Raw genomic sequence first — 21396 nt, forward strand, 5'->3', positions numbered from 1 at the left:
TAATCCCCTTAACCGCAAGCGGTATATCGACGAAAATCTTGCCAACAGCGTTGGCACCAGACGCCAACCTCGCCTTTTTTCACTCTTTTTTTCATCTCGCAAGCGTGGAATTCGATTATTTTATGTAAGTTTGCAGTACTAAAATCGAACAGCAATATGCATGAAAGTGATTCCTTAGTCATCATTCCTACCTACAATGAAAAGGAGAATATAGAGAAGATCATACGTGCCGTTTTCGGCTTGGAAAAGTATTTTCACGTCCTTGTCATAGACGATGGGAGCCCCGATGGCACTGCTTCTATCGTGCAACGGCTGATGGAAAGCGAGTTTACCGACCGCTTGTTCCTCATCGAACGCAAGGGGAAACTGGGCCTCGGAACGGCATATATCACAGGATTCAAATGGGCTTTGGCTCACGGTTACGACTATGTGACGGAGATGGATGCCGACTTCAGCCACGATCCCAACGACCTTCCGCGCCTTTATGCAGCCACCCGGGAGGGCTACGACGTGGCCATCGGGTCGCGATATGTGTGCGGTGTGAACGTTGTCAACTGGCCGATAGGTCGCGTTCTGATGAGTTATTTCGCGTCAAAGTACGTGCGTTTCGTCACGGGCTTTGCCGTTCACGACACCACGGCGGGCTTTGTTTGCTACAAACGTCGCGTTCTTGAGACGATACCTTTGGACGAAGTGCGCTTCAAAGGCTATGGTTTTCAGATCGAAATGAAGTACACCGCCCACAAGATAGGGTTCAAAATAAAAGAGATTCCCGTGATTTTTGTCAACCGACGTGAGGGCGTCAGCAAGATGAACGGGGGCATTTTCGGCGAGGCTTTCTTTGGTGTGATGCGGCTGAGGCTCGACGGTTGGCTTCGCAAATACCCTAAAATGAAGGCTTAGGTTTGGACATTCGCGAACTACAACAACGTTATGTGAAGGCTCCACAGGCCGCGGCTTTGCTGAAACTGCTGGAGGACGAGAAGGCCGAGAACGTCTTTTTGCAAGGCTTGATGGCCTCGGCTACGCCCCTATTCTTTGCTGCTGTGGCCGAAAAAACGGCGCGGACGTTCCTCTTTGCCTTGCAGGATGCCGACGAAGCCGGCTATTTTTATCATGATCTGACACAAGTCTTGGGTACGAGAAACGTGTTGTTTTTCCCGTCAAGTTACAAGCGTTCGGTCAGATATGGGCAGCGCGACAGTGCCAATGAGATATTGCGAACAGAGGTATTGGCCCGTATTTCGGCCCGAGAAGCAGGCAGTTCGGCACCTCTTTTCATTGTTTCTCACCCCGAAGCACTGTCAGAATTGGTGGTTTCCAAGCAACGGTTAGACGCGCAAAGACTGTCTTTGAGGGTCGGAGGGCAGGTGGATATCACCGAAGTGGAGCACACCTTGCGCGGCTATGGCTTTGAGGAAGTGGACTATGTTTACGAGCCCGGGCAGTTTGCCGTACGTGGAAGCATTCTCGATGTCTATTCTTTCAGTTGCGAATATCCGTTCCGTATCGACTTCTTCGGGCGGGAAATCGACACCATTCGCACCTTTGAAGTGCAGGACCAGCTGTCGAAAGACCGACGGAACGAGGCAGAAATCGTGCCCGAACTGGCCACGTTGACCGCTGAAAAGATTTCTTTTCTGAAGTTTCTGCCTGAAGACAGCGTGCTCGTTGTGAAGGATTTTGCCTACATTCACGATGTAATCGACCGCGTTTACCATGAAGGTTTCGCCAAACAAGCCGTCGCCGAGCGACTCGAAGGGGCCACGGAGATGGAGCAAAAGCAGATTTTAAGCGAGCTGAACAAAGAGGCTTCGCTCCTCACGGCCCACCGTTTTACGGAAGAAGCAACCAGCTTTCGCCGGGTTGAATTCGGCATGAATGCCGGTAAGACGGCGGCAGATGTAAGGCAAGATGCGTCGAAATACAGTGTATTGAAGTTCAACATCACGCCCCAACCCTTGTTCCATAAGAACTTCGACCTGCTGGTTGACACCTTTGAAGACTATATGTTGAAGGGCTATCAGCTCTATATTCTGGCCGATAGTGAGCGACAGACGCAACGATTAAAGGACATCTTTGCCGACATGGACAGCCCGAAAGCGCGGTCAATCAAGTTTGAACCCGTCAACAAAACGCTGCATGAAGGCTTTGCAGACGATGATTTAAGGGTGTGTTTCTTTACAGATCATCAGATATTCGACCGCTTCCACAAGTACAATCTCAAGAGCGACGAGGCCAGAGCAGGCAAGATGGCCCTCACGATGAAGGAACTTCAGGAGATGGAACCGGGCGATTTCATCGTCCATGTGGACTATGGTATCGGCAAATTCGGCGGACTTGTGCGCGTTCCGACAGGCAATAGCTATCAGGAAATGATAAGAATTGTCTATCAACACAACGATAAAGTGGACGTTAGTATCCATTCTCTTTACAAGATAAGCAAGTATCGTAGGGCAGATAGTGGGCCTCCGCGTCTCAATATGCTTGGAACCGGAGCGTGGGAACGGCTGAAAGAGAAGACAAAAAAGCGCATCAAAGACATTGCCCGCGACCTGATTAAGCTCTATGCACAGCGTCGTCACGAAAAGGGCTACGCATTCAGCGGCGACAGTTTCCTGCAACACGAACTCGAAGCCAGCTTCATTTACGAGGATACGCCCGACCAAAGCAAAGCAACCCAAGCGGTAAAGGCCGACATGGAGAGCCAAAGACCGATGGACCGGTTGGTATGTGGCGACGTAGGGTTCGGCAAAACGGAGGTCGCAGTGCGTGCCGCTTTCAAGGCAACCTGCGACAGTAAGCAGGTAGCCGTGCTCGTTCCGACGACCGTTTTGGCCTATCAACACTATCAAACTTTCAAGAATCGACTGCAAGGAATGCCCGTCCGGGTGGACTATCTCTCAAGGGCAAGGTCGGCAAAGCAGACAAAACAGGTGCTGACCGACCTTTCCGAAGGTAAGATAGACATCTTGATTGGAACGCACAAGCTGATAGGAAAAGACGTGAAGTGGCACGATTTGGGTCTCTTGATCATTGACGAAGAACAGAAGTTCGGCGTATCCACCAAGGAGAAACTGCGCCGATTGAAGACCAATGTCGATACGCTTACGATGTCGGCAACGCCGATTCCGCGCACACTTCAGTTCTCTTTGATGGGCGCACGCGACATGAGTATCATTCGAACGCCGCCACCTAACCGCTATCCCATACATACCGAGCTGGCCAATTACAGCCATGAAGTGATTGCAGATGCCATCAATTTCGAGATGAGTCGCAACGGACAAGTTTACTTTGTCCATGACCGTATCAGCGGATTGCAGGAAGTTGCCAACCTTATTCACAAGTATGTGCCCGACTGTCGCGTAGCAATTGGCCACGGACAGCTGCCACCCGAGGAGCTTGAACGGGTGCTTATGGGCTTTATGAACTATGATTATGACGTGTTACTTTCAACAACTATCGTTGAAAACGGCATCGATATCAGTAACGCCAACACCATGATTATCAACGATGCTCACCGCTTTGGCCTCAGTGACTTGCATCAAATGCGAGGTCGGGTGGGCCGAAGTAACCGCAAGGCCTTTTGTTATTTGCTCGCACCTCCAAAGAGTTTGCTCACCCCGGAGGCCCGCCGAAGACTTGAAGCCCTTGAGAATTTCTCGGAATTGGGAAGCGGATTCAACCTCGCTATGCAGGACCTTGACATACGAGGTGCAGGGAATTTGCTCGGAGCAGAGCAGAGTGGGTTCATGGAAGACCTGGGGTTTGAGACCTATCAGAAGATACTTAGCCAAGCCATTACAGAGCTGAAGCACGACGAGTTCCATGATATTTACGCCGAACAGCTGGCAGATGGCAACGATACAGGCGAAATGTTCGTCGAAGACTGTGCCATTGAGAGCGACCTTGAGATGTATTTGCCCGATAACTACGTGCCCGGAAGCAGCGAACGCATGCTGCTTTACCGCGAACTTGACAGCATCAACGACGACAAAGACCTTGAGGCTTATCGCCAACGCTTGGAAGATCGCTTCGGAAAAGTGCCGCATGAAGGACGCGAACTCATGCAAGTTGTGCCGCTTCGCAGGCTGGGTAAGCAGCTCGGATGCGAGAAAATCATGCTCCGACAAGGCAAGATGAACATGCAATTCGTGGCCGATCCCGACAGTGCCTACTATCAAAGCCGCACCTTTTCCACTGTTATTGACTACGTAGGAAGCCACCCCCGGCGGTGCGATTTCAAGCAAGTTGGCACGCGACGGCTGCTAAGTATCAATGCCATTCCCACGGTCGAAGAGGCCGTCGGTGTGCTTCGGGACATGCTTCAAGGGAAGGTTGCAGCGCATTAGCGGGCATGCAGACACATGGTTTCACTTTTATTTGCCTTTTATTGATGAAGAAATCTCCGAGAACATTACTTGCCACGGCCCTCTTTCTGGCGGGTTCGACCTTGCTTTCTGCCCATGACGGGCAGGCAGACAGCCTGAACAAGCGAGACTTGACACACCGTCTTCACTATCAATTGACGTGGCAAGGGAGTACGGCGAGCGGCAAATCGCCCCTTTGGTTCACTGCCAATCGCTACGGACTAAGCACATTAAAACCCACAAACGGCTATGTCCGGGCCACCATGATGCGCCCTTTGGAACGCGATTCTGACCGTTGTTGGGGCATAGGATACGGCATAGACTTGGCTCTCCCCACGGGTTTCACGAGCCAATTTGTCGTGCAACAGGCCTTTGTCGAGGCCAGATGGCTGCACGGCGTGGTGACAATCGGGGCGAAAGAGCAGCCGATGGAGCTGAAAGACAACCGGCTTTCGTCGGGTTCACAGACCTTGGGTATCAACGCAAGGCCTGTTCCTCAGGTGCGATTATCGCTGCCCGAATATTGGGTTCTGCCCTTTACTGGCCGCTGGTTGCGCCTGAAAGGGCACGTTGCCTTCGGCAAAACGACCGACGATACGTGGCAACATGACTTCACACAAGGGCAAAACCGCTACACAAAAGGGGTGCTCTTCCACAGCAAAGCAGGCTATCTGATGATTGGAAAGCCCGAGCAGCTCCCCTTCTCCCTTGAATTGGGCCTCGAAATGGCGTGCCAGTTCGGCGGGAAATCATTCATTCGGCAGGGCAATCAAATGGTGAAAATCAAGAACCAAAGCGGACTTCGCTCGTTTTGGAATGCCTTTTTCCCCGGCGGTTCAGATGCTACTGACGGCAAATTCGTCAACAAAGAGGGCAATCACTTAGGCAGTTGGGTGGCCCGTTTCAACTATGATAACGCGCAATGGGGCCTGAGTTGCTATGCCGATCAATACTTTGAAGACAACTCTTCCATGATACATATCAACAAAAATGGCTGGGGAAAGGGAGCAGATGCACACAAACAAGTACGCTCAAAATACTTTGCTTACGACTTCAAAGACTGGATGTTGGGGGCCGAACTACGCCTGAAAGCGACGCCTTGGCTAAGGAAATTGGTCGCAGAATACCTCTATACGAAGTATCAGGGCGGCCCCGTTTATCACGATCATACGGCAAATATCAACGAACATATATGTGGACGAGACAGCTATTACAACCATTATCTCTTCACAGGTTGGCAACATTGGGGCATGACGATGGGCAATCCGCTCTACATGTCGCCGCTTTATAACACCGAAGGCACGGTAGAAGTGAAGAATAACCGCTTCGTTGCGTGGCACTTCGGGGCCGAAGGAAGCTTGCAAAACGGCTTAGACTATCGCTTGCTGGCCACCTATCAGAAAGGCTACGGCACCTATTATGACTTCTATCCCGACCCGAAAGAAGACTTCAGTCTCATGCTTGAAGCCCGTTACACCTGCCCCGAAGGCATGCGGTTTGCAGGCTGGAGCGTGACAGGAGCATTCGGATTGGACGCCGGAAAGCTCTATGGCAACAACATAGGTGGGCAGATTACGCTCTCGAAATCAGGGATTTTCAATATCAAACGCACTCGGAAATGAAACGAAACACATCTCTTTTGGCACTGCTATTGCTGCTGACAAGCTGCACAATAGAGTTCTCCGACAACGGCAAACTCGATGGCTTCTGGCAGCTGAGGGCCGTGGACACGCTTGCAAACCGGCACTCCTTGGACTTGAAAACGAGCGGCCTGACGTGGGCTTTTCAGGGCCGTTTGTTAGAAATGCGCGACACAAAGGGCGGGAGCGACCTCTATTTCAGCTTCGAACATCGGGGTGACAGCCTCTTATTATCGTCGCCCTACCTCTCCGACCGCGATAAAGATGACATCAAAATCACGGACGTCGAGACCGTAAGACCCTTTGGTGTGAACGGTCTGCAAGAGGGTTTTGAGATTGAAAACCTATCAAACAGCAAGCTGATCCTGCGCTCGAAGACACTCCGTTTGCGCCTGCTGAAGCTTTGATTCTTGCCGTTTGCGCATCGAACTCGATGCACATCGGCTGGTGACGTGGGCTAAAACAAGACCGCATCTTGTCTAAAGTAGGAGTAGACACCATCTAAAGTAGGACTACACCTCGTCTAAAGTAGGAGTAGATGCCATCTAAAGTAGGACTACATCTTGTCTAAAGTAGGGGTAGACCTCGCCTGCTTCGGCATGCTTGTTTTGCACTCATATCTGCAAAATGGCAGGGGAAGCGGTGTAGGGACGCACGGGCCGTGCGTCCGTTCCATGTGAATGAAATCGTAAATGCACGGGCTGTGCGTCCTTATATACCGTATAACCATCAACTTGTCTACTCATTTACTTGTCTACTGTTAACTGAAATGCGAACGGACGCACGGGCCCGTGCGCCCCTATATGATTTGATTTGATAATCAACGACTTGCACCTTGCATTCCAATCTCAGCCATTTTACCGTGCAATCTCACCCATTTCACCGCCTAATATGGCCCATTTTACCGCGCAATATGGGCCATATTAGAAAACTGTTTGAATGATGTAGGGACGCACGACTCGTGCGTCCGCTCAAAAGACCATGTATATACGCGTGCATTTTGAATGGAACGGACGCACGAACCGTGCGTCCCTACATACCCACATAGGCCATATGAATGCGTAAAATGGCTGACGGGGCGAGCTAATCGAATGCATGTAGGGACGCACGGCTCGTGCGTCCACTCAAAACATCATGTATATATGCACACATTTTGAATGAAACGGACGCACGAGCCGTGCGTCCCTACATACCCACATAGGCCATATGAATGCGTAAAATGGCTGACGGGGCGAGCTAATCGAATGCATGTAGGGACGCACGGCCCGTGCGTCCGCTCAAAACACCATGTATATATGCACAACATTTTGAATGGAACGGACGCACGAACCGTGCGTCCCTACATGCCTCTTGCCCGCAAATCAGCCTGCCATTCGGCCAATCCTAAAGTTCAATGTTCAAAATTCAAAGTTCAAAGGCAACAAATCCTAAAGTTCAATATTCAATGTTCAATGTTCAAAGCCCAAGTCCCTACATTGCCGTATCGGTTATTTTCTGCCATGAAACGGCATGCTTCGCTGCACCATATGGCTTGTATCGGCCCGGCATCAAGGTCCGGTTCGTTCAAGTTCTTTCTTGGTTTGGAACCTTCGGTACGCACCTATCAGCGCAAAGAGGGCGACATAGAGGCAGAAGGTCTGCCATGCAGAGATGTAATGGCCGTCGAGCGAGGCGCAAGGTAGGCGTGAAATGGCGGTGACGGCCGTGTTCATGTAACCTGCAATGGTGGTCATAGCATGGAAAAACAGGGCTTGCAAGGCCGCAAAAGGCGTGGAGAGCAAGAGCAGAAAGGCCAGAAAGAGGAGGAGTGTTGCGGCAGGAATGACGATGAAATTCGTGAGTAAGAAGTACGAAGAGAAGCGTCCGAAGTAGTGAAGCAGCAGGGGAAACGTGAAGAGTTGGGCCGAAACAGAGACGCAAGTCATTCCCCAAGCCCACCGGAGCAGTCGGTTTGTGGGGTTGAACACATCGAACAGCGGTTTATAAACGATGAGAATACCGGCCACGGCCATGAACGACAGCCGGAAACCTACGTCCCACAGCGCCATAGGATGGGCCACAAGGATAACCAAGGCGGCCAAGGCCAGCGCATTGAGACCGCTGCTTTGGCGGCTAAGCAGACGGGTAAAGGCATAGATAGTGAGCATCACGGCACTGCGAACCACCGAGGTTGGCAGGCCAACAAGCACCGCAAAGGTCCACATTGTCATTACCGATAGCGTCAAACCCACGCCACGTTGGCCGAAAACCAGCAGGAAAATGCTGAAGATAATGCCGAGATGCAGCCCCGAAAGTGCGAGGATATGGCTGCCACCGGAGGCTGCATAAGCTTCGCGGGTGGCCTTGTCGAGCGCCTGACGGCTGCCCAATACCATCGCTTCCAATAGGGCTTCGTCTTGTTGTTCGGCGTGTTGCCGGCGGAAATGTCGGACGATTCGGTCGCGAAAGCAGCGGGCCTGCAAGACGATTTGTTGCAGACGACCGAGCCGAACGGGGAAGACTGCCGTCCGCAACTGCCAATATGGAATGAACGTTTCGGCCTGATAGCCGTGTCGTTTCAGCCAAAGTGCGTAGTCGAAACGGGGATTTTGCAGGCGGTTTTTCGGCTTTTCAAGAACCGATGAAGCGATGATGCCGTTGCCGGTTTGCAGCCGTAGCGGCGCATTGGGGTCGTTCAAGACGGTCGCTTTCACGGCTATGGGCTTGCTGAGTGGCTGTCCGTTGAGCTGAACGAGCAGCAAATCGCACCGCAAAGTCTTTCCCTTTGGCACGGGATTATCGGTGAGAACGGCCTCGTAACGGCTCTCATTCCGCGGCAACGGCCGGTCTGTTTGCCGCTCGCTTCGGCTGATCAAGGCGGCTCCCAACGCCAAAGTGACGAAGCAGATGCCGCCGTTTCGCCCCCATTCCGACCTGAAGAGGAAGGCAGCCGCAAGGCCCGTGACGGCACAGACGAGCCAAACCGCCGTGCCGACTGCGGGATAACAGGCGTCGCCGACCACGATTCCGATAATCAAAAAGAGGGCTATGCGTAGCAGCGGATAGCGTTGTAGGCGACCGTTTACCTGCATCTTTACTTGTAACCCGGGTTTTGTTTAAGGTTTGTATTGCGCTGAAGGACACCCTTGGGAATGGGAAACAGGCAGGTAAAGCGCGTGTTTTCGCCCTCAATAGGCCTGCGTACGTCGTAGGCTTTGTGGAAAAGTCCGAAGCGAATGAGGTCATTTCGTCGCCAACCTTCCCACATAAATTCGAGCAAACGCTCGTCAAGTAGGTTGGAAAGTGTGGCAGGTAGCGACGCCATCCCAGCACGGTTGCGCACAAGGTTCATGGCGATTGAGCCGTCATGTCCGCTGCGTAACTGCGCTTCGGCTTTCATTAAGAGCACGTCGGCATAGCGAAATAGCACGATATCATTGTCTTGTAGGCGGCCATCATCATGGGCCGTGCGGTCTATTTCGTACTTGGCCATGCGCGCACCTGCCGTTTTTTCGTATTTACTTCCTGTGAGACTGAGGGCCACTTCCAAAGGACGATAGACCAAAGGTTCGCCATTGGAGAGATAAACCACCTTGCCATCGACGCGCAAAGTGTCGCTGAAGAAGTTGATGGCATAGCGTTTATCCACCTGCGGAGTGCCGTATTTGTAGGTCGAAAGCGTGGAAAGCGTGGCGCAACTTCCGTTCTCTGCGTTCATTCCTATGGCTCCTCCGTGACTGTAATGCCGGCTTCTAAAGAGGTTAAGAAACTTATTTTCGTAGCGAATCTTATCCATCGGGATTGTGAAAATGTTCTCTTTAGAGTTCTCATTGTGCACGAAGAAGTTCGCTGCATAGTTGCTTTCGAGGGCATATCCGGCCTCGGTTATCTTGTCACAGCAGGCAATGCAGGCCTGAAGGGCATTGAGTTGATGGCCGTCGATAGTGAATTTCAACGTCTTATCTCCAAGATAAACCTCATGATTGAGCAGGATTTTGGCCAGCAAGAAATAGGCCACAGGGCGCGTAAAGCGGCCATAATAGTTACCTTCATGGTTGCTATGGGCATCGGAAAGATAGGGAATTGCGGCCTGAAGTTCGGCAATAAGCGTCGTTGTCACGTCCTTTCTTGTCGATTGCTTCACGTCTTTCAGCGATACATTTTCCTGCATCATGAGGGGCACATTGCCCCACATATCCATGATATAAAAGTAGAATAGCGCACGAAGACCGCGAGCTTCGGCCGTGAATTCCTTGTATTGTAGGTCGGTAAGCAGCTGTTTATGGCGGTCAATCTCCTTGAGGGCGTGGTTGCAAAGGCCCACGCTTTTGTAGAGATAGTTCCAAGTATTGAGCAAAGGAAGGTCGGTTTCGGTCCATTGATGCAGGTATAAATTCTGCCAATATCCGCCATCATACCAGTCACCGCCACGAATCGGGAGCATAGCTTCATCAGTTGTGAACGTATTATAGTCGTAAACGCCGCGGTAAGTGCCCTGTAATCCCTGGCTATCTGCATGACCTCCTATCTGAAGGTAAAGGTTTCCCACGGTATTAAGATAGAGCGTGGTGGCCGAAGTGTAGGCTTTATCCTCCTCCATGAGGCCTTTCGGGTGTTCGTCCAAGCAGGCATTGAGGAGCAACGACAAGGCGATTGCCGTGAAGAAACGGCCGAAGTATTTCATTGGTTCATTCATATTTCAAGGCACTTAGAATTGAATACTGACGCCGAAAGAGTAGGCTCGATACGGAGGATAGCTGCGCTTGTCGTCAATCCCCAGCGTGTTGTTGACGATATAGCTGTTGATCATCGGCGTTTGGCCGCTATAGCCCGTTAAGGTGGCCAAGTTATTGACGGAACATGAAAGCCGAAGCGCGCTGACATGGCGTGACTTGAGGGGTATGTTCCAGCCGATGGTGAGGTAATCCACGTTGAGATAGTCGCCTCGTTCAAGCCAATAGTCGGTGGCAATCTGGTCTTTGATGTTCATTCCGGGCGCTTTGGCCATGACATTATAGTCGGGAAAGCTCGTCATGTTCATGTAAGTGAGACTCGTTCCGTTGTAGATTTTGTGCCCAAATGCACCATTTATCTGCATAGAAACATCGAAATCACGGTATCGAAAGCTGATGTTTGAACCCAAAGTCCACTTAGGTGTGGCCTGTCCGGCAATGTAACGGTCGCCTCCATCCTCTATGTTAACACGCCCATTGTGGTCAAGATCGGCAATGTCATAGCTGTAACTGCCGTCCGGGTTCCGCCTTAATCCCGTGCAATGTGGCAGATAGAACACGCCCAATGGCTGACCTACGATCTGATAAACAATGTTGTTGTTGCCACCATGAAAGCCTGCGCCGTTCAATTGCCCTATCGTTGTGATGTCAGCTGCAGAAAGTCGCACGCCGTTGTAGTCACCTGACAGCGAGATGAGCTTGTTCTTTTGGAAAGCTACGTTCATATTGACGTTCAACTCCATGTCCTTTGTGACAATAGGTGTGACACCTAACCCGATTTCCAAGCCGCTATTGCTCATCTTTCCCAAGTTGGCAAGGAACTTATCAAACGTGAATGGCGGCACGGGCACGTCATATTGATAGAGCATATTGGTGGTTAAGCTGTAGTAATACTCTGCCGTGAGCACGATACGGTTGTGAAACAGGCCGACATCCGTGCCGATATTGAACGTGCTTCTCGTCTCCCATCGCAGGTCAGGATTGGTGTTTCGGAACTGTCCCAAGGTGATTGTGGGCGTTCCTTGATAGCTAATGATGCCCAAGGGCCGCAGAAGAGGGAGCGAATTATAGGAGTCTATGCCCCCTTGATTGCCGCTTTGGCCATATCCGGTGCGTAGTTTCCAAAGGCTGACCACCCCATTCAAGGGCGCAAAAAAGGACTCTTGACCGACATTCCATGTGAGGGAAGCAGACGGAAAGAAGCCCCATTTGTTGGCATTCCCAAACAAACTGCTACCGTCGGCCCGCAGGTTTACGTCCAAACTGTAGCGTTTAAGCAACGTATAACCGATGCTTCCCAACACCGAAGCCACGGAGGGAGCACTGTAATCCGAGCCGGTTCCGCCGTAAGGACGCAGTGAACCGGCCCCGAGATTGTCGTATCCAAAGTCGTTAGATGTAAAGCCTTTGACGGTAGTCCAGAAGCCCCTGCGTTGGCTTTTCTGGTATTCTGTCATGGCAGTTGCGCTGAATTCGTGTGCACCTTGGCAGAAATGATATTCCAATGTGGCGTTTCCCAGCCACGCTTCGCCCTTATGTTCGCCCCGAAAAGCTTGGCCTTGGGCCCACACCCACGTTGGAAAGAACGTGGCATTCTCAAGGGAATTGTAGCTATAGCTGCCGAAAAGCTTCAGCAAAAGCGCCTTGTCGAGCGTGAACGTAAGGCCTAAATGGGTGTTGAAATTCAGGTTTTTGTCGTCGTCTTTCTGCTTGAGTAGGGCCAAAGGCGAGGCGATTTGGCTCGCAGTAGGGTTGCGGTCCCAACCTCCCTGCGCGTTCTTTCCGGCGGGAAACGTGGGGTTTTGCGTGGCAGTACTGTAGAAAAGCTTTTGCTCATCGGGCAGGTATGCGTTCTTTTGTGACGAACCAAACACGCCAAAATCAATGAGAAGAACGTCGTCGAAGGCCTTTTGTGAAAGGTCAAACTTGGCAACGAAGTTGTTACTTTCAATCACTTTGACCACCATGTTGTGCTGCATTACGCCGATAGATGCGCGATAATTGCTGTTAAGTGCACCGCCACTGAAGGCCACATGATGGTTTTGTACGAAGCCTATTCGGGTGATAGCGTCTTGAAAATCAGTAGTATAACCACCGTCAACATAATGGAGTTGCAATCGCTTCGCCGTGTTTTTGTAGTCGGATGCCGACAACATTTCGAGGTTACCGAACTTATGTTCGAAGCCGATATTGCCGTCATAGCTGATGTGAAACAGGCTTCCACTGCCCTTTTTCGTGGTGACTTGAATGACACCCGAAGCTCCTCTGGAGCCATATTTGGCCGTTTCCGTGGCATTCTTCAGGATAACAAAGCGTTCAATATCGGCAGGATAGACCGTTGAAAGCGTGCTTAAGTCACTGTAAACACCATCAATTATCACCAAAGGGTCATTGCCTGCGGTGAGCGAAGTGGTGCCCCGGACGCGCACACTGTTGAGTTGTGCCATGCGATTCTCGCCAGATGAAATGCTCACACCGGCCACCTGACCGCTCAAAGCATTCAAAGAGCTGGTCACCAAGCCCTTGTTCATCTGCTTTTCTGTGATGATGTCCACCGTTCCGGCAATGGTTTTAGGGGCCAGTTTCCTTATGGTTGCCGTGTCAATCCGCGAACTTACGCTTTGTGCCATCGCGGAATTCGCCGACAAAAGCAGTCCGCAAAGAAGAGTTTTCCAATGTATCATGTCCCGATAATCTATCATAAAGTGAGGCGATTGATATACATTCAGCAGCCTTTTAACAGGAACAACCCTACGAAAGGGTGTGTCTTGCGAACGATTGTCCGCATGATGAGCACGCAATATCACGGCTCATGCGAACACTCACAGCTGCTATGTTTGACAAATATAGCTAAAATTTTCCAATTGCAAGGCCGATGTGATAAAAAAACAAAATAATTTGGCGCGTGATCCCATGCAGATTGCAAAACCATTCGGGGCATGTTGCGCGGCAAAATGGCCATGCCGGCGATGTAGGGGCCTGGACTTTGAACTTTGAACTTTGAATATTGAACTTTAGGATTTGTTGACTTTGAACTTTGAACTTTGAATATTGAACTTTAGGATTAGGCGAATGGCAGGATGATTTGCGGGCAAGAGGTATGTAGGGACGCACGGTTCGTGCGTCCGTCCCATTCAAAATGCGTGCACATATACGTGGTTTTGCGAGCGGACGCACGGGCCGTGCGTCCCTACATGCATTCATATTGATAATCAACGACTTGCACCTTGCATTCCAATCTCAGCCATTTTACCGTGCAATCTCACCCATTTCACCACCTAATATGGCCCATATTACCGCGCAATATGGGTGATATTGAAAACCGAAACGACCGACATTGCCCGCAAGCTCGGCCTCCCCTCCCTCGGGAGGGGAGGGGGTGGGCTCCCCGTTCCATGCTTATTGCCTCACTTTCTTAAAAAGTATGAAATGTTGGCAAGGCTGTTTGGCTGTCTCAAAGAATATGTTTACTTTTGCAATATAATTCAACACACGGGACAGGGCGTTTAGCGCAGCTGGTTTAGAGCATCTGCCTTACAAGCAGAGGGTCGGCGGTTCGAATCCGTCAACGCCCACATGAGAAAGAGATTTGATAGGTTTCAAATCTCTTTTTTTATGATGTAACCCAAAAAAAAGATTATTTTTGTGTCACAAAATGCTTCATCCTGCGTATGAAGAATAAAGAAACGAGTCAACAACGATGACCATCGAGGAATATAAAAGCGAGGTGGAACGCAACCGAAACCACATGCTGAACACTGCCCGAAGCTATCTGAAGGACGGTGACGAGGCTGAAGATGTGGTGCAGGATGTGCTGTTGAAGCTCTGGCAATTGCTGGATTCACTGCGCTTGCCCATGGGTCCTCTGGCCTTGGTGCTGGTGAAAAACCGTTGCATTGACCGCTTGCGGCGACGCCAACCCACTGTCAGCATGCCTGAAAATGTGGCAGAAAGCGAGTCAACATGGGACGAACGCTATGAGAAAGTGATGCAAATCATCGACGAATTGCCCACAATGCAGCAGACCATCATGCGGCTTCGGCACATGGAAGGCATGGAAATGAGCGCGATTGCCGCACTCACAGGAAGCAAAGAGGCTGCGGTGAGGAAGGTGTTGAGCCGTGCGCGACAAGCGGTCAGGCTGAAATTCTTAAAACAACAACAATGAATAAGGACGAAGAAATCAGAATGTTGGCAGCCCGTTTCATGGCGGGTGAAACCTCACTTGACGAGGAACGGCGGCTCTACCGCTATTTTTCGGGCAACGAGGTGGCTGCGGATTTACTGCCGATGCGCGAGTTTTTCTGTTCGCTCTCGGCCATGATGCCGCTTGAAAAGCCTGAAACGGAGCGCAAACGGCAGCCGGTTCGTCTGCTTTCACGGCAGACATTCATCGGCATAGCAGCCTCGGTGGCCTTGCTATTGGCAGTGGGAAGCCTGCTGTGGAGCCCCGAACGGCAGGACTATTGCGAGGCTTATATCTATAATCGGCACGTGACCGATCCTGCCACAGTGATGAAAGAGGTGGACGGAACACTGCAAAGCATTCACGGAAATGATGGCGCCAACGTTGAAAACCAGCTGCGCGACATCTTCGGAAACGAGTAAAACGGAAAGGAACATCATCAAATATAGCGTTATGAAACATCGCATTTTCTTGACAATCGCATTGGGATTGCTTGCCTTTGCGGCCCATGCACAGCAGGGATTGAGCGTGAATTCGCTCTTTCAAGGCAAGGTTGTGCCGCGCGAAAACATGGTGGAAGTGCGCGTAAAAGGGCGTGCCATCAGCAAATACGGGCTCGAATTCTATCGCAGTGTGCGTTTTAATGCCACCGAACAGCAGTGGAAAACGGTAGACGAACTCGTGGAACGCGACGGCAAAACGGCCACGAGTACGGAGCAGACCAAGCGGAACGGAACGGTGACGCTCATCATGACATTGCCCCGGCAAGGCGATTTGTACCGCTATCTGTGCTACCTCACGCTGCGAAAAGGGCGCACGGCCGTACTTACCGTGGTCTATATGGAAGGTAAGGTGGCGAGTGTGGCCGAACTAAGGAAACTCATACATTAAACATAAACATATGAAAACAATCTTCGTTTGCATGGCATTGGCCTTCAGTTTGACGGCCGGTGCGACACCATCTGACAATGACACCGTGGTCATAGAGAAGCCCCGGCGGGTGAAAATCATCGTGGGCGACTCCTTACAGCACGTGGAAGTGTGGGGAAGCGAGGGCAATCCGGCCTATCATTACGAGAACAGTATCCAATTGGTCGACAGCAATTACGTGAGTACTTCGGCCATTAACGACGAGACATGGAAGTTTTCTATCGCCGGTTTCAGCAAGAAACGCGGGCGAAAAGCACAGACAGAGTGCTCCATGAACTTTGCCGCGGGCTTCAATAACGCCGTGGGAATGCCTTCAGGTGCCGACATTCAGCCCTTCAAGTCTTGGGAATTGTGGTGGATTGTGGCAGATTGGGCCTATCGTCCATGGCGCAATCAGCACGCTTTCTCCATCGGATTGGGCCTCGATTGGCGCAATTATCGCATGACCGATGACCTGCGTTTCGTGAAAGACAAGCGTGCCGTGGCCCTCGATGCCTATCCTTCGGGTAGCCAACCACGCTTCTCTCGCATCAAAGTTTTCAGCATCAACGTGCCCATCAGCTATCGGTTTGAAGGCAAACGGATAGGGTTCAGCATCGGTCCGGTGGTCAATTTCAACACCTACGGCAGCCTGAAGACGCGCTACACGCTGAACAATCACAAGGTGAAAGACGTAGACACAGATGTCCGTATCAGCCCCGTTACCGTCGATTTTATGGGAAAACTCCTCCTTCATGGGCTGCCCGACGTCTATTTCAAATATAGTCCTTGCAACTTATTGCGCGATGGTTACGGGCCAAAGTTCAGGACATTGTCGTTCGGTCTCATGTTCTAAGCCGTCAGGTCCCTATATATAATAAGGTGAAAGCCATGAAGGTTTTCACCTTATTATATGCCGTTAACGGCCGACCTTACTGTTAAAAGTTTCTAATTCAGCCGTTATTGATGGATAGAGACGCGCGTTTCTATCCATAAAATATGTAACTTTGCAAACCGATTGTCGGGAATAAGCTTAGAATTCCCGGCAGTTTGGCAGTGTTAATAGCCTTTTCTTTGGCCGGAATTGGCGGTTAGTGAATCTGTCAGACAGCAGAAAGAAAGCTGTGGATGGTCTCTTTTAGACTGGAGGCGCCGCGAGGTTTCTGTTATCAAAGCATCAAAACATTGTTTTTTAGTAGTAAAATTAAATTTTAGAAATGGACACTTTAAGTTACAAGACTATTTCCGCAAACAAGGAAACAGCTAAGAAAGAGTGGGTGGTAGTAGATGCCAGCGACCAGATTGTAGGTCGTTTATGCTCTAAAGTAGCCAAGTTGATTCGCGGAAAGTACAAACCCAACTTCACTCCTAACGTCGATTGCGGTGACAATGTCATCATTATTAATGCCGAAAAAGTGGTCTTTTCGGGCAAAAAAGAGACCGATAAGGTCTACACACGCTATACTGGTTATCCCGGAGGTCAGCGTTTCAACACGCCAGCAGAGCTGCGTACGCGCAAGAACGGCATTGACAAAATCATCCGACATGCTGTAAAAGGCATGCTTCCCAAGGGCCGTTTGGGTCGCACTTTGTTGGATAACCTTTACGTATTCGAGGGCTCTGAGCACGATAAACAGGCGCAGAAGCCGAAGACAATCGATATTAACCAGTACAAATAATAAGGATTAAGATGGAAGTATTAAATGCAATTGGTCGCCGTAAGAGTGCAGTAGCTCGTGTATACCTCGCTGAAGGAACAGGCAAGATCACTATCAATAAGAAGGATTTAACCGAATTCTTCCCCTCAGCTATTCTGCAATATGTGGTTAAACAGCCCTTGTTGCTGCTCGAAGCTGATGGGAAATACGACATAAAAGCAAACCTTGACGGTGGCGGTTTCACTGGTCAAAGCCAGGCACTTCGCCTTGCTATCGCCCGAGCTCTCGTCAAAGTGAATGCCGAAGACAAGAAGGTTCTGAAAGACGCAGGCTTCCTTACGCGCGATAGTCGTGCAGTTGAACGCAAGAAACCGGGACAACCGAAGGCTCGTCGCCGCTTCCAGTTCAGCAAGCGTTAATGACTTTGAACTCTTTTTCTTTGAACTTTGGAGTTCAGGATATGCTAAATGAGATTGGCTTATTGCTGATAATAGCACTCCAAAAGCGTAATCATGAAGTTCAGTATTCAATCTTCAAAGTTCAAAGTTAACTGAGCATGAACTTCAAAGTTCTATGTTCAAACTTCAAAAGAAAAGCGTTCAAAGCTCAAAGGAAAGTGAGTTTAGTATCTAAACCGGGCAGACTCTGAGGCTAAAAACAGATTACTGCCGGGTTGGTTCTGAGCAAAATAGAGCTTGTTCACAGCCATATTGCGACCGTGAACAGCCGAAAGAATTAACAAAGAAAGTAAACAAATTAAAACAACAAAAGAAATGTCAAGAACAAATTTCGACCAATTACTCCAAGCAGGTTGCCACTTTGGGCACCTTAAACGCAAGTGGAATCCCGCCATGGCTCCTTATATTTTCATGGAGCGTAACGGCATTCACATCATTGACCTCCACAAAACGGTTGCCAAAATCGATGATGCTGCCGAGGCTCTCAAGGCAATTGCAAAGTCAGGAAAGAAGATTCTGTTTGTCGCTACTAAGAAACAAGCTAAGGAAATCATAGCAGATAAGGCCGCATCTGTTAACATGCCGTACGTAAGTGAGCGTTGGGCAGGTGGTATGTTGACCAACTTCCCAACCATTCGCAAGGCAGTTAAGAAGATGACTAACATCGATAAGCTGATGAACGACGGCACTTTTGCAAACCTATCTAAGCGTGAATTGCTGCAAATCACACGTCAACGCGCCAAGTTGGAGAAGAACCTTGGTTCCATTTCCGACCTGACTCGTCTGCCAAGCGCACTCTTTATCGTCGACGTAATGAAAGAACATATCGCCGTGAAAGAGGCAAATCGTCTCGGTATTCCTGTGTTTGCAATCGTCGATACGAACTCCGATCCGAAGAATATCGACTTCGTTATCCCTGCAAACGACGACGCCAAGGACAGTGTAGAGGTGATTCTCACTGCTGTTTGCGGTGCTATTGCCGAGGGACTTGAGGAACGTAAGGCCGAAAAAGCTGACGAAAAGGCAGCTGCTGCGCAGCCCGAAGAGGCCGTAGAGGTGAAGAAACGCACCCGAAAGGCCCGCAAAGAGACCGAAGCTGCGCCCGTTGCAGACGAAGCCGCAGCTGAACCCGAGGCCGAAGAAGCCAAGGCAGAGTAACTAATCATAGGGTCTTATTGATAAGGATAGGCTCCTATAAGCCCCTATACCATGTCAATAAGTCCCTATTTGTTTTTAAATTCATAAAGAAGAAGAAAGGAATTACAATTATGGCTATTACAATTGAGGATATAAAGAAACTGCGTTCCATGACCGGTGCAGGTCTGGCAGACGTTAAAAAGGCCCTGACCGAGGCCGAAGGTGACTTCGATAAGGCAAAAGACTTGCTGCGCGAGCGTGGCTTGGCCATTGCAGCAAAGCGGTCAGACCGCGAAACTTCCAACGGTTGCGTGCTCGTTAAGTGCGTCAATGGCTTTGCCGCTATGGTCGCAGTGAAGTGCGAAACCGACTTTGTGGCTGCAGGTAAGGACTTCATTCAGCTCACTCAAGACATTCTTGACGCAGCAATCGCTGCAAAATGCAAGACACTTGACGAGGTGAAAGCACTCAAATTGGCTAACGGAGACGATGCCGCAACAAACGTACAGCACCGTTCCGGCATCACAGGAGAGAAGATGGAGATCGACGGTTACAGCTTCCTTGAGGGCGAAAACATCTCTGTTTACGACCACATGGGCCGACATACGCTGGCAACAATGGTGCAACTGAGTGCCAACAACGAAGAAGCCGGCCACAAAATCGCCATGCAGGTGGCTGCAATGAAGCCCGTTGCGCTCGATGAAGCCTCAGTTCCGCAGGCAGTTAAGGACGAAGAGTTCAAGGTTGCCATTGAAAAGACCAAGGAAGAGATGGTAGAAAAGGCCGTCAACGCAGCCTTAAAGAAAGCCGGAATCAATCCCGCGCACGTCGATTCAGATGATCATATCGAGAGCAACACGAAGAAGGGATGGCTCACGCAAGAAGATGCCGACAAAGCTCGCCAGATAAAGGCAACCGTTGGCGCAGAGAAGGCAGCCAGCCTCAATGAGGATATGATTCAAAACATCGCAAAGGGCCGGCTCAACAAGTTCTTCAAGGAGAACTGTCTCGTTGATCAAGAGTTCCAATTCGGCGATGATGAGAAGCTGAGCGTCAGCGAATGGCTGAAGAAACAGGGCGATGTGAAGATTGTGGCCTACAAACGCTTCACGCTTGTGGCTGAGTAAGCCCGCGAAAATCGCAGTCAATCAAATATAAAACGGGTGTCCCACGTCATGTGGGACACCCGTTTTCGTATTCCGTCCGGCCTGCCTTGTTCGGCAATCTTTTGTACCTTACGGATAATGGCGTTCATTTCGGTTTTCAATATCACCCATATTGCGCAGTAAAATGGGCCATATTAGGCGGTAAAATGGCTGCGATTGCACGGCGAAATGGGTGAGATTGAAATGTAAAGTGCAAGTCGTTGATTATCAAATCAAATTATGTGGGGACGCACGGCCTGTGCGTCCGCCCACATTGCAGCTGAAGTTAATAAGTAAACGAGTGAACAAGTTGATTGTTATACGGTATGTAGGGATACACAGCCAGTGCATTTGCGACTTCATTCACATGGAGCGGACGCACGAACCGTGCGTCCCTACATACCCATACAGGCCGAATTAATGTGTGAAATGGAGGAGAAAGCGAACTGCTCGAATGCATGTAGGGACGCACGGCTCGTGCGTCCGTCCACATTTCAGTTGACAGTTAATAAGTAAACGAGTGAACAAGTTGATTGTTATACGGTATGTAGGGATACACAGCCTGTGCATTTGCGACTTTATTCATATGGAGCGGACGCACGAACCGTGTGTCCCTACATTCCCATACAGGCCGAATTGATGTGTGAAATGGAGGGGAGGGCGAGCTACTCGAATGCATGTGGGGACGCACGGCCTGTGCATTTGGATTTCATTCACATGGAGCGGACGCACGAACCGTGCGTCCCTACATACTCATACAAGCCGAATTAATGTGCAAAATGGAGGAGAGGGCGAGCTGCTCGAATACATGTAGGGACGCACGGCTCGTGCGTCCGCTCAAAAAACGAGTAAGGCACGGAAGTAAAAACAAGCGGATGGCCTCTTTCCATCGCAAATATCAAGTGGTAAGGACCTGCGGTCAGAGCAACTGTTCCAGCTTCTCAACAGCCGAACGCATATCGTCCGGAAAGGAAGTATGGGTCAACAAGAAGCCCTCTTTGCCGTCGGAAAGCCAGCCATAGAGGGAAGGATCCATCTCATAAACATATTCACTGATGGCATATTCGATGTCATCTTTTTGGCGTTCGCTGTGAGAAAAGGCGTAAACCTGCCATTTCTGGTGGAAGAAACAATAGGCTGCTTCGATGCTGTCTCGGCTGAATTGGGGCGTATTCATAGGC

General features: G+C 50.2%; 16 protein-coding genes and 1 tRNA gene. 13 read left to right on the forward strand and 4 right to left on the reverse strand.

Annotation, left to right across the window (positions count from 1 at the left end; genetic code table 11):
* Window positions 1-156 precede the first annotated feature (156 nt).
* Genes H164_RS0101195 through H164_RS0101210 form a run of 4 tightly spaced genes read left to right on the forward strand, consistent with a single transcriptional unit; the run spans window position 157 to window position 6417 of the window.
* Window positions 157-903: a polyprenol monophosphomannose synthase gene (locus H164_RS0101195; RefSeq protein WP_019966940.1), complete on the forward strand. Its 747-nt coding sequence runs from the start codon at window positions 157-159 to the stop codon at window positions 901-903.
* 2 nt (window positions 904-905) lie between these two features.
* Window positions 906-4352: a transcription-repair coupling factor gene (gene mfd / locus H164_RS0101200; RefSeq protein WP_019966941.1), complete on the forward strand. Its 3447-nt coding sequence runs from the start codon at window positions 906-908 to the stop codon at window positions 4350-4352.
* A gap of 44 nt (window positions 4353-4396) precedes the next feature.
* The gene (locus H164_RS0101205; RefSeq protein ID WP_019966942.1) at window positions 4397-5992 is read left to right on the forward strand and encodes a capsule assembly Wzi family protein; all 1596 of its coding nucleotides are present in this window, start codon (window positions 4397-4399) and stop codon (window positions 5990-5992) included.
* Entirely contained in the window at window positions 5989-6417 is a 429-nt protein-coding gene (locus H164_RS0101210) for a lipocalin-like domain-containing protein (RefSeq protein ID WP_019966943.1), read from the forward strand. Before H164_RS0101205 ends, H164_RS0101210 begins: the two co-directional genes overlap by 4 nt.
* Window positions 6418-7557: 1140 nt before the next feature.
* On the opposite strand, the gene H164_RS0101215 is transcribed toward H164_RS0101210, so the two are convergent.
* From H164_RS0101215 to H164_RS0101225, 3 genes are read right to left on the reverse strand one after another with little or no spacing between them, the layout of a single operon-like run.
* A complete protein-coding gene (locus H164_RS0101215; protein ID WP_019966944.1) occupies window positions 7558-9081 on the reverse strand; it encodes a ComEC/Rec2 family competence protein in 1524 nt (507 codons plus the stop codon).
* 2 nt (window positions 9082-9083) lie between these two features.
* Window positions 9084-10685 carry a RagB/SusD family nutrient uptake outer membrane protein gene (locus tag H164_RS0101220; RefSeq protein WP_019966945.1) on the reverse strand — a complete coding sequence of 534 codons (1602 nt, stop codon included), beginning with the start codon at window positions 10683-10685 and terminating at the stop codon, window positions 9084-9086.
* A 12-nt stretch (window positions 10686-10697) separates the two neighbouring features.
* Window positions 10698-13424, reverse strand: coding sequence for a SusC/RagA family TonB-linked outer membrane protein (locus H164_RS0101225; RefSeq protein ID WP_211214764.1), 2727 nt, complete (start codon window positions 13422-13424; stop codon window positions 10698-10700).
* 798 nt (window positions 13425-14222) lie between these two features.
* Between H164_RS0101225 and H164_RS0101230 the strand changes: the two genes are divergently transcribed.
* The 9 genes from H164_RS0101230 to tsf all read left to right on the forward strand — a co-directional run bounded on the left by H164_RS0101230 (window position 14223) and on the right by tsf (window position 20197).
* Window positions 14223-14297: transfer RNA gene (locus tag H164_RS0101230), tRNA-Val, on the forward strand.
* Between the two features lie 125 nt (window positions 14298-14422).
* A complete protein-coding gene (locus H164_RS0101235) occupies window positions 14423-14890 on the forward strand; it encodes an RNA polymerase sigma factor (protein ID WP_019966947.1) in 468 nt (155 codons plus the stop codon).
* Window positions 14887-15330, forward strand: coding sequence for a hypothetical protein (locus H164_RS0101240; protein WP_008565452.1), 444 nt, complete (start codon window positions 14887-14889; stop codon window positions 15328-15330). The genes H164_RS0101235 and H164_RS0101240 overlap by 4 nt, the downstream gene beginning before the upstream one ends.
* 31 nt (window positions 15331-15361) lie before the next feature.
* Window positions 15362-15799, forward strand: a complete 438-nt coding sequence (locus tag H164_RS0101245) for a DUF6108 family protein (protein WP_019966948.1) — start codon at window positions 15362-15364, stop codon at window positions 15797-15799.
* Between the two features lie 10 nt (window positions 15800-15809).
* Window positions 15810-16673 carry a hypothetical protein gene (locus H164_RS0101250; RefSeq protein WP_025829723.1) on the forward strand — a complete coding sequence of 288 codons (864 nt, stop codon included), beginning with the start codon at window positions 15810-15812 and terminating at the stop codon, window positions 16671-16673.
* A 361-nt stretch (window positions 16674-17034) separates the two neighbouring features.
* A complete protein-coding gene (rplM, locus tag H164_RS0101255; RefSeq protein WP_019966950.1) occupies window positions 17035-17496 on the forward strand; it encodes a 50S ribosomal protein L13 in 462 nt (153 codons plus the stop codon).
* An 11-nt stretch (window positions 17497-17507) separates the two neighbouring features.
* Window positions 17508-17894, forward strand: a complete 387-nt coding sequence (gene rpsI / locus H164_RS0101260) for a 30S ribosomal protein S9 (RefSeq protein WP_008565448.1) — start codon at window positions 17508-17510, stop codon at window positions 17892-17894.
* Between the two features lie 354 nt (window positions 17895-18248).
* Window positions 18249-19091, forward strand: a complete 843-nt coding sequence (gene rpsB / locus H164_RS0101265; protein WP_025829727.1) for a 30S ribosomal protein S2 — start codon at window positions 18249-18251, stop codon at window positions 19089-19091.
* Between the two features lie 110 nt (window positions 19092-19201).
* Window positions 19202-20197, forward strand: coding sequence for a translation elongation factor Ts (gene tsf, locus H164_RS0101270; protein ID WP_019966952.1), 996 nt, complete (start codon window positions 19202-19204; stop codon window positions 20195-20197).
* A 937-nt stretch (window positions 20198-21134) separates the two neighbouring features.
* Here the strand turns inward: tsf and H164_RS0101275 are convergent.
* Window positions 21135-21392 carry a hypothetical protein gene (locus H164_RS0101275; RefSeq protein ID WP_019966953.1) on the reverse strand — a complete coding sequence of 86 codons (258 nt, stop codon included), beginning with the start codon at window positions 21390-21392 and terminating at the stop codon, window positions 21135-21137.
* Between the last annotated feature and the right edge of the window lie 4 nt (window positions 21393-21396).

Source organism: Segatella maculosa DSM 19339 = JCM 15638 (assembly GCF_000382385.1).
Taxonomy (GTDB): domain Bacteria; phylum Bacteroidota; class Bacteroidia; order Bacteroidales; family Bacteroidaceae; genus Prevotella; species Prevotella maculosa.